We start from the raw sequence: 12,505 nt of genomic DNA, 5'->3' as shown, positions 1-12,505 counted from the left end.
CCGCGGCCCGCTGCGCGCACGTATTCTGGCCCGAATTCGGTCCATGCCGAGGAGGTAGCGATGCGAGCGCGCATGTCCACCCTGTGGCGGCACCTGGTACGCGGAGTGCTGCTGTACGGCGCGAGCGTCGGCGGCTCGACCCGCTGTCACGACGAATGGCTCGCCGCGGACACCCCGGAGCAGCACTGGGATTGGTCGATACCGCACCGCTGGTACGACGCCGCCCACCGGTGAGGTTCAGCGGGTTCCCCTGGTGGGTCCCGCGCTGATGTCGGATTCCGGCACGGGCTCGACCGGAGGTTGCGGCCGCCACGCCTCCTGGACGCCGGGCACCCCGTCCTGCACGACGAAGCTCGCGCGGGTGAGGATCGGCGCGCCCTGGCGGCGGATGTAGGGCACCACGCGGAAGTCGTTGCGCCACATGCCGTGATCCAGCTCGACGCGGACGTAGCCGCGCTGCGCGTTGAAGAACGCGAGATCGGGATTGGCGGCGAGCAGGCGTCGTCCGATGTCGTTCATGTCCGCGCCGTCGCCGCCGCTGGTGATCGAGGTGCCGGTGAATTCCGCTGCTACCACCGGTGATTCGGGATCGGCGTAATCGCGGCGCAGCCGGGCGGCGTGGTTCTGGTGCCGGTCGCCGGTGATCACCACCAGGTTGCGTACGCCGCGGTCGGCGGCCGCGCCGAGCACGGTGTTGCGGTCCGCCACGTACCCGTCCCACGAGTCCGTCGACACGGTCAGGCCGGGCCCGGGATCGATGTCGGTCTGGCTCATTCCGACCTGATTGCCCAGGATCTGCCAGCGGGCGGGTGACGCGGCGAAACCGTCCAGCAGCCAATCCCGTTGCCTGGCACCGAGAATCGTACGATCAGGATCGAAGCGACCGTCGCAGCCCGCGGTGACGTTGCCGCCGCACGCCTGCGGCGTCCGATACTGCCTGGTGTCGAGCATGGTGATCTCCGCGAGGTCGCCGAAACGATAGCGGCGGTGTAGGTGCATGCCGGAACCGCGCGGCAGTTGGGCGATCCGCAACGGCTGATGTTCGTACATCGCCTGGAAGGCGGCGGCGCGGCGGCGGCGAAACAGCGCGGGGACGAGGTGGATGTCGATGCCGAGGCCGGGCGAGTCGGCCGCCCAGTTGTTGTCGACCTCGTGATCGTCCATGGTGACCAGCCACGGAAACGCGGCGTGCGCGTCACGCAGCGGCTGCTCGGCCTTGTACAGCGCGTAGCGCAGCCGATAGGTGGGCAAGTCGACGGTTTCGTCCTGGAACTCAGGACCCGTCGAAAGCCCTTGGCGGCCTTGGATCCACGCGCGCTCGTAGATGTAGTCGCCGAGGTGCACGACCAGATCCAGGTCTTCGCGGGCCAGGTGCTCGTAGGCGGTGTAGTAGCCGGAACTCCACGACTGACAGGAGGCGAAGCCGAATCGCATGCGCGCCGTCGGCAGCCCCGGCGGCGGCGCGGTCCGCGTGCGCCCCACCGGCGAGATCACCGAGCCCGCGCGGAAACGGTAGTAGTACCAGCGATCCGGTGCGAGTCCGTTGATCTCCGGGTGCACGCTGTGCGCGAGGTCGCGGCTCGCGACGGCGGAGCCACGGACAACCACCCGGCGGAAGAGTTCGTCGTCGGCGACCTCGTAGTCGACGGTCACCGGGTGATTCATCATGCCGCCGTGGCCGTCGGGGGCGAACGGGTCCGGCGCAAGCCGGGTCCACAAGACGACGCCGTCCGGCGTCGGATCCCCCGAGGCGACGCCTAGCGTGAACGGATCGTCCGACCAGCGCGGCGTGCGGAACCGCCCGCTGCTCGCCGCCGACGCGCCGACGAGGACCGCTGCCGATCCCGCTGCGCCGAATCTCAACAGCTGCCGACGAGACAGGCCCATACGTCACGGTACATCGGATCCGGAGCGGCGCCAGTCCGCCGACCGCGCGGTGCGCGCTCGGCTGGAAGTGCCGCGGCCTCAGGCGCCCTGGAGCCGGATCTCGCTGGAGAGTTCCGCCGCCACCTCGCTCAGCCGGGTCCTGTCCGGCTCGGCTCCGGTGCGGCCCGCCACCTCGTCACGGGTGGCGATGGTCAGACCGTCCCCGGCGACCTCGGCTATCTGGACGCGCCCCGCGAGCAAGACCAGGCACGCTTCCGGACCGGCGGCGAGCAGATCCCGCACATCGTCCTCGGTGACCGTGGAGTGGGGGCGCTTCTCGTTGTGGTCGTCCATGCCCACCGTGTGCCCTGGGGACTCGGCAGGAAACCCCGGATGACGAGCGAGGCTCATCGGGGCGGAGTGACACACGCGGCTTCCGATTCGACGGTCCGAAGCTGGGTAGTCCGTCTGTGACACGGACCGACGACGAGAAAGGCGTGCGCGATGATTCAGCCCAGCACGACTCGGAACCTGTTCGTCGAGATCGCCGAGCGCCTCGACCAGCCGCACCCGATGCGGCGGGCGCAGCCGGCGACGGCGTGAGCGGGATAGGCCACCGCCCGCGCGCCGCCGAGCGGCACGGTGTGGGCGGAGAGCGAATGTCCGGGTTCCGTCGTGGCGCGCTGCTGTGGCGCCCTTCCGAACTGGCCGGTTGCACCGTGCTCCGGCCCAGCGGCGTCCTGGGCTGGGACGGTTGTCGCCGATTCGGCGACGATCTGGTGCGTTACGCCGTCGACCGCCCGCGCGCGGTGATCGTGGCGGTGGACGACCTCGACCTGGTCGAGGATGCGGTGGCGACAGCCTGCGCGTCCGCGCGGGTGCGGGTCAGCGACTGGCCGCACGTGCCGATCGTGCTGGTCGCCGACGGAGTCGCGAATCCGACGGCCACCGTCGCGTCCAGGCACCGGGTGCCTGCTTTCGAATCCGTCGAGGCGGCCCTGCGTTCGTTGCCCACCGCGCCTCCGCGGCAGGAGGCGTCGATCGAGCTGGCGCCGAGCACGATCTCCTCGATGAATGCCCGGCGATTCGTGACCCGCATGTGCGATCGCTGGCACGTCGGTCCCGTGCGCACCGACGCGCTGCTGGTGGCGACAGAACTGGTGGAGAACGCGCTCATGCACGCTTTCGGCGAACTGCGGCTGTCACTCGAATCCCATGGCGGGCTGCTCACGATCGTGGTAGCCGACGACGATCCGCACGAGGCGATGTTGCGCGAGCCTGCCGCCGGGCACCCGGCCCGGTTCGGCTTGCACGTAGTCGCCTCGCTGGCGCGGGCATGGGGGTGTGCGCCGCGCTGGCCGGTCGGCAAGGTGGTGTGGGCGACGCTCGTGGATCAGGGGCGTCCGCTGCTGTCGTGAGGTCGTCCGGTCGCCGGTGGACGTCTAGCCCAACAGGCCGCCGAGCACACCGCCGCTGTGCCCCGCCTGCTGGCCGCCGCCGGTGCCGCCGAGCATCCCGCCGGGCGGCAGCTCCGAGGGCTGCACGATGACGAAACCGCGGCCGGAGAAGGCCAGCGTCATGCCCTCGCCGGTGCTGCGGCCGATGAGCCTGCCGAGCCCGAAAGAGTCGTTGCGCTTGATGCCGGTCTGCAAGCTGGACGACCACGCCACCGCGGCCTGCGGGTCGGCGTAGGTCGGCTGGTCGACGTTCAGCACCACCGGTGTGCCGTGGGTGGTGATCGCGATCCGGCCGCGCCCGGTGAACACGCAGTTGAAGAGTCCCGCGTTGCTGGCGTACCCGGCCGCGCCCTGGACCATCTTGATGTCGTAGCGCAGCGTGGAGTCGAAGGCCAGCACGTTCGAGCCGTTGATGGTCAACCCGTCGCTGCCGTCCAGATCGATGAGGTGCACATCGGCGGCGGAGTTGGCGAGGAACAGATCACCGCGGCCGGACACCTTCATCAGCGGCACGCCCTCACCGGTCAGCCGTTGCTGAATGGCGCGGCCGATGCCGCCGGAGCCCAGCGCCTGGAACTGCAATTCGCCCTGGTAGGCCACCATCGATCCGGCGCGCGCCATGACCTCGCCCGCGAGGCCGACCTTGACCATCTTGCCGCCCTGTTTCTGGATCCCCACGCCGCTGACCTCGGCGTGGCTCGGGTTGAACAGATCGCTCTGCATCGGCAGCGCTCCTTGCTGGGGTGTCGACATCTGCGGGGGTGGAAAGGCGCCGGACGAATGGCCGGTAGCGGGATATCCCGGCGCGGACGGCGCTCCGTACCCGGCCTGGGGGGTGCCGGGGTAGGCGGGAGGGGCCGGGACGTTGTATCCGCCGGGCGCGGCGCCGCCGCTCGGGTGGTGCACCGGTGGCGGTGCCGGATGCGCCGGTGGCGGTGCGGACGGGTACGCCGGTGGCGCTGCGGGGTACGGCGGTGGCGCGGCGGGCGGTGGCGCGGATTGCGCCGGTCCGGGGTCGTCGACGTTCACGCCGAACGCCCTGGCGATGCCGGCGAGCCCGTCGTCGTATCCCTGGCCGACGGCGCGGATCTTCCAACCTCCGCCGCGGCGATAGATCTCCACGCACACCACAGCGGCCTCGGTGCTCAGCCCGGTCACCGGGAAAGTGACCGCATCGGAATCGGATCCGATGGTCGCGGTGAGCGAGCCGACGCCCGCGAAGGTGCGCGGGCCGCTGCCGTCCAGGCTGGCGGTGACCACGACCTTGTCCACGTCGGCGGGCAGCGCGGAGGTCCGCACGTCGACCATGTCGCCCGCGCCACGCCCGTGCCGGTAGGTGACGCCGGGGCCGACCGGCTGGTTGAAGAACACGAAATCGCCGTCCGAGCGCACCCGGCCCGCCGCGTTCAGCAGCAGGGCGGACACGTCGACGGCCGCTGTGCAGGTGACGGTGACTGTCATCAGGTCACCGGGTGCGGGCCGGTTCTCGCCGCGGGCCAGCGCGGTCACGCCCGGCCCTCCGTCGCGCCGCGTCGCCATGACATCGAAACCATGGTCTCGAGTGTGTCGCGCCGTCGCGCGACGCGCCACCTCGCCTGGTAACTCACGCCGGATCGCCGTCGTGTCGGCGGCCCCGAGCGCGTCGTCGGCTTGGATCGCGCCGTGCCGGGATCGAAGGTCCGCTGCGAGATCCGCTCCGCCGCAAGCCGATAGCGGCGTGGTCGGATAAATCAACCGAATTCGATCATGAAATAGGCGTCCGAAATGAAGATCAAATTGTGTTACCTCGAGACAATGCGCCGTTAGCGCGTTATTAACGGTGATTATCGCCACAATGAGAGAAGTGGATTTATAGGTTTCTTTTTCCTAACGTTGCTGGTGCGCGCCGTTATGGCGTCGTTATCCATCCGTGAAAGGAAGCTCGTACATGTTCTCTCGCAAGGCCCTCGCCGCCGCCGGTGCCGTCTCCGCCGCCGCCCTGTTCTTCGGCCCCGTCGCGGTGGCCTCCGCCGCCGACTCCGCCGCCACCGGCTCCGCCTCGGGCTCCGCCGACACCGGTTCGTTCACCGGTTCGGCCGGCTCGTCCTCCGGCTCCAGCATGCTGGACTCCGGCAGCTCGGCCCTCGACGGCGGCACCTCCGCGATCGTCAACATCATCGACGCGATCACCGGCGTCAAGGAGCTGACTCAGCCCGAGCCCGCCGCCTGATTCGGTCTCGGCAGATCACCGCTTCGTCGGCCTTGCCCCTTGGGGCCGAATTTCCTTCGTGCCACTGACAATCAGCAAGTGTGCGCTATTGCGGTGAATTTGCCACAATTGATCTTGTCGTCCGCCGTGCCGGAGTAGCCGCGGCGGGTGAACTCTCTTGATTCCGTTTGCCCGTCAAGGAAACAGCTCTCCGCGCTGTGAGTGTGGAGCTTCCTTCAATACCAGTTTCGTGCCGTCCGGCGAACCGCCGGACGGCACAACTGTTTTCCGGGGGAGTTCGAAACGCCAACCGTCGCGGCGGCAGTGCCGCGGGACGCGAACGACCCGCTCGGCGACGCCTGTCGCGCCCGCCCGCAGGGTTGACCGCGCCGAGGTCGCCGGGCAAGGTGGGGCGATGGGCAGCGAAGAGGTGCGCGCGGGCGTCACGCTGACGAATCTGGACAAGCCGCTCTTCGACGGGGCGGAGGCGACCAAACGGGATCTCGTCGACTACCTGGATTTCGTCGGCGACCGTCTGGTGAACCAGCTGCGCGACCGTCCGCTGTCGGTGGTGCGGATCCGGCCGGGGCAGGAGCCGTTCATGCAGAAGAACCTGCCCAAATACTCCCCCGAGTGGGTGCCGCGGACCACGCTGTGGGCCGAGAGCTCCCGCCGCGAGGTGACCTACGCCCTGTGCGACGACGTGCGTACCCTGCTGTGGTTCGGCAATCAGCGCGCCGTCGAGTACCACCCGACGCTGCTGCTCACCGACTATTCCGCCGGGCCGACCCATTTGGTCCTCGATCTCGACCCCTCACCCGGCCAGACCTTCCGCCACGCCGTGCTCGCCGCCGAACTGATCCGTGCCGCGCTGGCCGCCGACGGGCTCTCGGGTGCGGTGAAAACCAGCGGCGCCAAAGGGGTGCACGTCTTCGTTCCGGTCGCCGCGGGCACCGCTGTCGAGGACGCCGCGGCCGCCACCCGCGCGATCGCCGCCCGCGCCGAACGCCTCGACCCCGGCCTGGCCACCACCGCGTTCATTCGCGAGGACCGCGAGGGCAAGGTCTTCCTCGACTCCACCCGCGCAGGCGGCGCGACGGTGGTCGCGGCCTACAGCCCGCGCATCCGCCCCGGCGTTCCGGTCTCCTTCCCGGTCGGCTGGGCCGATCTCGCCGACGCGAAGCCGGCCGATTTCACACTCCGCACCGCCCCCGATCGCCTCGGCGACCGCGACCCGTGGGTCGAGGAAATGCCTGCCCCTCAACAACTTCCGGCTGACCTGATCGCCGAAGGCCACACCATTCCTGTCGCCCGCGTCCAAGCCATGCACGAAGGCAAACGCCGCGCCAAAGCCCGTCGCACCTCCTGAGCTCGTCCCACACAGCTGGCGCACAAGGCCGGTGGCGCTGTGGGGCGGCGAAACGCTGTGTGGGAGCGGTCAGGGAATGCGGGCGACGCCGGCGAGCATGGAGACCGCCTCGGGGCGGGGGTGGGGGCGCCAGACTTCGGGGCGCCAGGTCATCACCGAGGTGATGCCGGGCGCGATGAGGTCGAAACCGGCGAAGAACTGCCGGAACTCGGCGGTGGAGCGCAGTTGGAATGGCACGCCACTGCGCTTGTTGGCCTGCTTGGTCTCGGCGAGATCCTCGTCGGTGAGATGGTCGTTGGTGGCGTGGGTCATCACCAGGTAGCTGCCGGAGGGCAGCGCTTCGCAGAGCTGGCGCACCAGGCCGTAGGGCGCCTCGTCGTCGGTGATGAAGTGCATGACGGCCACCAGCATCAGCGCGACCGGCTCGGTCGGATCGAGCGTGCCGGTGAGATCCGGGTGGGTCAGGATCCGGTCCGGGTCGCGCAAATCGGCGTCGAGATAGGCGGTCGCGCCCTCGGGTGAGCTGTCCAGCAGCGTGCGGGCGTGCACCAGCACGATCGGGTCGTTGTCCACGTACACGATCCGCGATTCCGGTGCGATGCCCTGCGCGATCTCGTGCACGTTGCCCGCGGTGGGCAGGCCGGTGCCGATGTCGAGGAACTGCCGGATGCCCGCCTCGGCGGCCAGGTAGGTCACCGCGCGGCGCAGGAAATTGCGGTTCTCCACCGCGGCGAGGCGCACGGTCGGAAAAGCCTCGGCCACCGCGTCGGCCGAATCCCGGTCCGCCGGAAAGTTGTCCTTCCCGCCGAGCCAGTAGTCGTACCGGCGCGCCGGGTGCGGTTTGCTGACATCCACCCTGGCAGCTGCCGATTCCGAGTCCACCCTGCCCTCAATTCATTTCGACTACGCTCATCATGTCAGCTCGAGTTGCGAACCGGTAGCGAGGGTGAGAACTCGCACGGCCTCCGGAAGGCTCCGTCATGCAGTTGCAGTACAGCCCATACGATTTCGACGTCCACCGCGATCCCTATCCGTATTACGCAAGGCTACGCGCGGAGGCGCCTGTCTTCCACAACCCGGCCGACGATTTCTACGCGCTTTCCCGGCACGCCGATATCGTTGCCGCACTGCGTGATTCGGATCGGTACTCGAGTGTCAACGGATTGCGGATGGAGCCGGCGTTCTGGGGTCCGCAGGCCGAGCGTTTCTTTTCCTTCGTCGCCATGGACCCGCCCAAGCACACCCGGCTGCGCGGTCTCGTCGCCCGCGCGTTCACCAATCGGCGGGTGCAGGAATTGCAGCCGCGACTGCGCGACATCGCGCGTGGGCTGTGGCGGCCGCTGCTGGAACGCGAAAGTTTCGATCTGATGGCCGATTTCGCGGGTCCGTTCCCCACCGACGTGATCTCCGAACTGGTCGGCGTCCCGGAGGCGGACCGCGACATGCTCCGCAAGCTGGGCATGGAGATCATGTACACCGACGAGGAATCCACCGATCTGCGCCCGGAGGCGATGCAGGCCATCGGCACCCTGGTCGGCTACTACACCGAGCTCACCATCGAACGCGGCAGGACCCGCCGCGACGACCTGCTCTCCGGCCTGCTCGACGCCGCCGACGGCGACGACCGGCTGACGCCCGAGGAGATCGTCGGGGTGCTGATCCTGCTGGTCGGCGCGGGGATCGAGACCACCATGCTGACGCTGGGCAACCTCTGGCACGCCGCGTGGCAGCACCCCGACCAGCGCCGCGAGGCGTTCGGCGGACGCATCGACGAGTGGATCGCCGAGGGTATGCGCTACGAACCCGCCACCCAGTCCCAGCTGCGCAGCACCACCGAACCGATCACCCTGCACGGCGTCGACATTCCGGCGGGCGCGCGCATGCTGCTGCTGACCGGCTCGGCGAACCGCGATCCCGAGGTCTTCGCCGACCCCGACGCCTTCGACCTGGATCGCGACACCGGCGCCGCGCTGGTCTTCGGCAGCGGCCGCCACCACTGCCTCGGTGCGAACCTGGCCCAGCTGGAATTGCGTGTCGCGCTGGAGGAGATCGTCGGCACGATCGCCGACTACGACATCGACGCCGCGAACCTGCGCCGCATCCACTCCTCCAACAACCGCGGTTTCGCCAGCCTGCCGACCACGGTCACCGCTCGCTGAGCGGAACGTCGACGGGGTGGGCCGCCACCCCGTCGACGCCGAGCCGCAGCGCCTCGTCGACCTTCGCGCGGAAATGCGGACACGAGCGGAAATCCGGTGCACCGCAATCCAATGCGTGCTCGATGGTGTCCAGCGCCGCGGTGGCGCGCGCGATCCGCGCGGCCAGCTGATCGCGGTGCGCGCGCAGCAACTCGCGGCGCGTTTCGCGATCCGCGGCGCTCGCGAACAGCCGGGCGATCTCGGTCAGCGACAGCCCGACCCGCTTGCCCAGCAGGATCACGGCCACCGTTTCCGCGTCGTCGGCGCGGTAGACGCGGCGGCCTCCGGAATCGCGGCGCGGCGCGAGCAGGCCGAGGTCTTCCCAGTGACGCAGCACGTGGGTGGCCAGGCCGAACCGCGCGGCCAGTTCGCCGATCGTCAACGCGGATTCGGACATGCCAGCACCCTATGCGTCACTCGATCAGGTTGCGTCGCCGCACGGCCGCGTCGCTCGAGCGGCGCGCGCCGTCCACTGGGCGTACAACCCGATCGGGTACCCGCGCGGACGCACGACCTTCCTGCGCACCGTCGGCGCCGCGAAACGCGCTCCCAACGCCGACCGCATCGACGCGTCGCGCACGAACCGGAAGTCGTAGAGGGCCAGCGTCCCGCGCGGGCGCAGCACCCGCTCGAGCTCGGCCGCGGCGGCGACCGGATCCGGCCACTCGTGCATGCTCAGGCTCGACACGACGAGGTCGAAACTGTTGTCCGGGTAGGGAAGTGCGCCCACGTCGCCCACCGAGAGTTCGGCGGCGTGCTCGGCCAGATTGTTGCGGGCCAGCGCGATCATGTGCGGCGAGAGATCCACCCCGTGCAGCAGCAGATCCGGTCGCCTGCGGCCGAGGTGGGCCAGCAGCAATCCCGGTCCCGTCCCGACGTCGAGCACCGCTGCACCCGTCCCGGTCGAGGCGGCCACCTCGTCGGCGATGTGCCGGTACAGACCGCCGAGCAGCTTGCTGGCACGCCGGTCGTAGCCGCGGCTTTCCTGTTCTCCGAACCCAGTCATCTCGTCCCTTTCTCCAGGTCGACCCTCAGACTGCGAGTTCAGGTGGACCTGAAGTCAAGGGCCGCTCAGACCGAGACCTGACGCAGGGCGTCTCTGGTCAGCTCGGCGAGACCCCGATAGCCGTCGACGGCCAGGATCAGGTCCGCCTCGGCGAGCAGTGCCCGTAGCACGTGCACGATTCCGTCGGCGCCGCCGAGCGCGAGACCGTAGGCGTAGGGTCTGCCGATGCCGACCGCCGTCGCGCCGAGGGCCAGCGCCTTCACGATGTGGTCGCCGCCGCGGACGCCGGAATCGAACAGCACGGGAAGGCCGTCGGCCGCGTCGACCACCTCGGCCAGCATGTCGAGGGCGGGCAGGCCGCCGTTGGCCTGGCGGCCGCCGTGGTTGGAGCAGTAGATGCCGTCCACGCCTGCGTCTTTCGCGCGCCGCGCGTCGTCGGGATGGCAGATGCCCTTCACGATCAGCGGCAGCGTGGTGAGTTCCCGAAGCCACGGCAGGTCGGCCCAGGTGAGCGGGTTGCCGAAGAGCTGGACCCAGCGCAGCACCGCGGCCTGGAGGTGCTCCTCCGGCGGGCCGGGCAGTCCGGCGCGGAACACCGGATCGGTGAAGTAGTTCGCCAGGCAGTGGCCGCGCAGCTGCGGGAAGTTCGAGACGCCGAGATCGCGCGGGCGCCAACCGGTGATCCAGGTGTCCAGCGTGACCACGATGCCCTTGTAGCCCGCCTGCTCCGCGCGCTTCACCAAGCTCGCGGCCAGGTCGCGGTCGGTGGGCGTGTACAGCTGGAAAAAGCCTGGCGTATCGCCCATTTCGGCTGCCACCTGCTCCAGCGGATCCACCGACAGCGTGGACGCCACCATCGGGATGCCGGTGCGCGCCGCGGCGCGTGCGGTCGCCAGATCACCGTGCCCGTCCTGGGCGCACAGCCCGATGACCCCGATCGGGGCGAGGAAGACCGGCGCGGGCAACGTCAGCCCGAACAGATCGACCGACAGGTCGCGCTCGGCGGCGCCGACGAACATCCGCGGGATCAGTCCCCACCGGTCGAACGCGGTCACGTTGGCGCGCTGCGTGCGTTCGTCACCGGCCCCGCCCGCCACGTACGACCACACCGAAGGCGGCAGCGCCGCGCGAGCCCTTTCCTCCAGCTCGGCGAACGACATGGGCAGCGCGGGCTGCACGCCGCCGAGCCCGCGCAGGTAGATCTCGCTCTGGTAATCGGCGAAAGCCATGGATTCGGTTGCCCTTTCGTCTACGGCGCCGCACCGCGCCACCGGGAGAAAAGCATGGGTCGCCGTTCACTCGAAGACACTAGAATGCAGGAATCAGGCACGATGGGATGCGCGAATGCAGGATGACGCCGCACTGCTGAGCGAAGACGAGCTCGCCCTGATCAACGCGTTGCAGCTGCGGCCGCGCGGTTCCTGGTCGGAGCTCGGGCACGCGCTCGGGGTCGACCCGGTGACGGTGGCCCGCCGCTGGCAACGGCTCACGCGGCGCGGCGCGGCCTGGGTGAGTCCCTCGCCGGGCCCGCGGCTGCTCGACCAGATCACCATCGCCTACGTCGAGATCGGCTGCACCGCCGACGCGGCGGCCGCGGTGAGCCGCAGCCTGTGCGAGCACCCGCACATGGTCACCGTCGAGCGCTGCGCAGGCACCTACAACCTGCTGGCCACGGTCGCCGCCCGCGACCTGGCCGACATGTCGCGCTACACCTTGGACGTGCTGCCCGCCGTCCCGCACGTCGCGGCGGTGCGGGCCAGGATCGTCACGCACATGTTCACCGAGGGCGGCCGCTGGCGCATCGACGCGCTCGCACCGGACCAGCGCGCCGAACTCGACCTTCCGCCGCCGCAGCCGACGGTTCCGGTGCGCGCGGTGCGCATCGACGACGCCGACCGGGCGCTGCTCGCTCAGCTCGCGCTGGACGGCCGGGCCTCGCACCAGTCCTTGGCGACCGCCGTCGGTTCCTCCGCCTCGACCGTCAAGCGCAGGCTGGAGCGGCTGACCCGGCTCGGACTGCTCCAGTTCCGCTGCGATTTCGCGCGTCCGCTCGGCGGGTGGCCGGTCGCGGTGACGCTGTGGCTCGACGCGCCGCCGGATCAGCTGGCCGAGATCGGCGACGCGATCATCCGGCTCCCGCAGACGCGCAACTGCGCCGCGATCAGCGGCGGTCACAACCTGCTGATCCAGGCCAACCTGCACAGCCTGGCCGACATCCCGCGCTTCGAGGCCGGGCTCGCGGCCGCGCACCCCGCCCTGAGCATCGCGGAACGCACCGTCACCCTGCGCCACGACAAACTCTTCGGGCACCTGCTCGACCCGCGCGGCCGCAGCAGGCGCGTGGTGCGCGCGGACATCTGGAGCGAGCCCGCCGCCACCGCGTGAGGTTTACCTGAGGCGAATCGCGGCATGCGACCGGGG

At 69.9% G+C, this 12,505-nt stretch carries 13 protein-coding genes; 6 read left to right on the top strand and 7 right to left on the bottom strand.

The genetic code is table 11. From position 1 onward, the window contains the following. Positions 1-60: 60 nt before the first annotated feature. Positions 61-234 carry a hypothetical protein gene (locus AB0H50_RS04745; RefSeq protein ID WP_357446706.1) on the top strand — a complete coding sequence of 58 codons (174 nt, stop codon included), beginning with the start codon at positions 61-63 and terminating at the stop codon, positions 232-234. Positions 235-237: 3 nt separating this feature from the next. Here the strand turns inward: AB0H50_RS04745 and AB0H50_RS04740 are convergent, their stop codons facing one another. Together AB0H50_RS04740 and AB0H50_RS04735 are read right to left on the bottom strand one after the other, a co-directional pair. Next, a complete protein-coding gene (locus AB0H50_RS04740) occupies positions 238-1,887 on the bottom strand; it encodes an alkaline phosphatase D family protein (protein ID WP_357446703.1) in 1,650 nt (549 codons plus the stop codon). 78 nt (positions 1,888-1,965) lie between these two features. Then, positions 1,966-2,220 (bottom strand): hypothetical protein, encoded by a 255-nt coding sequence (locus AB0H50_RS04735; protein ID WP_357446700.1) that lies wholly within the window; start codon positions 2,218-2,220, stop codon positions 1,966-1,968. Positions 2,221-2,525: 305 nt separating this feature from the next. On the opposite strand from AB0H50_RS04735, the gene AB0H50_RS04730 reads away from it, so the two are divergent. Continuing rightward, a complete protein-coding gene (locus tag AB0H50_RS04730; protein WP_357446697.1) occupies positions 2,526-3,284 on the top strand; it encodes an ATP-binding protein in 759 nt (252 codons plus the stop codon). Positions 3,285-3,308: 24 nt separating this feature from the next. Here the strand turns inward: AB0H50_RS04730 and AB0H50_RS04725 are convergent, their stop codons facing one another. Next, complete coding sequence (locus tag AB0H50_RS04725; protein WP_357446694.1) at positions 3,309-4,862, bottom strand: AIM24 family protein; 1,554 nt, start codon at positions 4,860-4,862, stop codon at positions 3,309-3,311. A 388-nt stretch (positions 4,863-5,250) separates the two neighbouring features. Between AB0H50_RS04725 and AB0H50_RS04720 the strand changes: the two genes are divergently transcribed. After that, positions 5,251-5,532 (top strand): hypothetical protein, encoded by a 282-nt coding sequence (locus tag AB0H50_RS04720; protein WP_357446691.1) that lies wholly within the window; start codon positions 5,251-5,253, stop codon positions 5,530-5,532. 394 nt (positions 5,533-5,926) lie between these two features. Next, on the top strand, positions 5,927-6,880 hold the full coding sequence (locus AB0H50_RS04715; RefSeq protein WP_357446688.1) for an ATP-dependent DNA ligase: 954 nt from the start codon (positions 5,927-5,929) through the stop codon (positions 6,878-6,880). Positions 6,881-6,949: 69 nt separating this feature from the next. On the opposite strand, the gene AB0H50_RS04710 is transcribed toward AB0H50_RS04715, so the two are convergent. Then, positions 6,950-7,762, bottom strand: a complete 813-nt coding sequence (locus AB0H50_RS04710; protein ID WP_357446685.1) for an SAM-dependent methyltransferase — start codon at positions 7,760-7,762, stop codon at positions 6,950-6,952. Positions 7,763-7,860: 98 nt separating this feature from the next. Here AB0H50_RS04710 and AB0H50_RS04705 point away from each other — a divergent pair, with 98 nt between their 5' ends. Next, the gene (locus tag AB0H50_RS04705) at positions 7,861-9,039 is read left to right on the top strand and encodes a cytochrome P450 (protein ID WP_357446682.1); all 1,179 of its coding nucleotides are present in this window, start codon (positions 7,861-7,863) and stop codon (positions 9,037-9,039) included. Here AB0H50_RS04705 and AB0H50_RS04700 read toward each other — a convergent pair. The 3 genes from AB0H50_RS04700 to AB0H50_RS04690 all read right to left on the bottom strand — a co-directional run bounded on the left by AB0H50_RS04700 (position 9,026) and on the right by AB0H50_RS04690 (position 11,313). After that, on the bottom strand, positions 9,026-9,475 hold the full coding sequence (locus tag AB0H50_RS04700; protein WP_357446679.1) for a MerR family transcriptional regulator: 450 nt from the start codon (positions 9,473-9,475) through the stop codon (positions 9,026-9,028). The two genes, AB0H50_RS04705 and AB0H50_RS04700, sit on opposite strands and share 14 nt — an antisense overlap. Positions 9,476-9,499: 24 nt before the next feature. Continuing rightward, complete coding sequence (locus AB0H50_RS04695) at positions 9,500-10,084, bottom strand: class I SAM-dependent methyltransferase (protein ID WP_357446676.1); 585 nt, start codon at positions 10,082-10,084, stop codon at positions 9,500-9,502. A gap of 65 nt (positions 10,085-10,149) precedes the next feature. Continuing rightward, complete coding sequence (locus AB0H50_RS04690) at positions 10,150-11,313, bottom strand: lactate 2-monooxygenase (protein ID WP_357446673.1); 1,164 nt, start codon at positions 11,311-11,313, stop codon at positions 10,150-10,152. Positions 11,314-11,428: 115 nt separating this feature from the next. Here AB0H50_RS04690 and AB0H50_RS04685 point away from each other — a divergent pair, with 115 nt between their 5' ends. After that, positions 11,429-12,469, top strand: a complete 1,041-nt coding sequence (locus AB0H50_RS04685; RefSeq protein ID WP_357446670.1) for an Lrp/AsnC family transcriptional regulator — start codon at positions 11,429-11,431, stop codon at positions 12,467-12,469. The last annotated feature ends 36 nt before the right edge of the window (positions 12,470-12,505 follow it).

The organism is Nocardia sp. NPDC050793 (genome assembly GCF_040654065.1).
Taxonomy (GTDB): Bacteria; Actinomycetota; Actinomycetes; order Mycobacteriales; family Mycobacteriaceae; genus Nocardia.
Note: the sequence above shows the minus strand (reverse complement) of the source record. Positions and strands in the feature narration are given on the sequence as shown.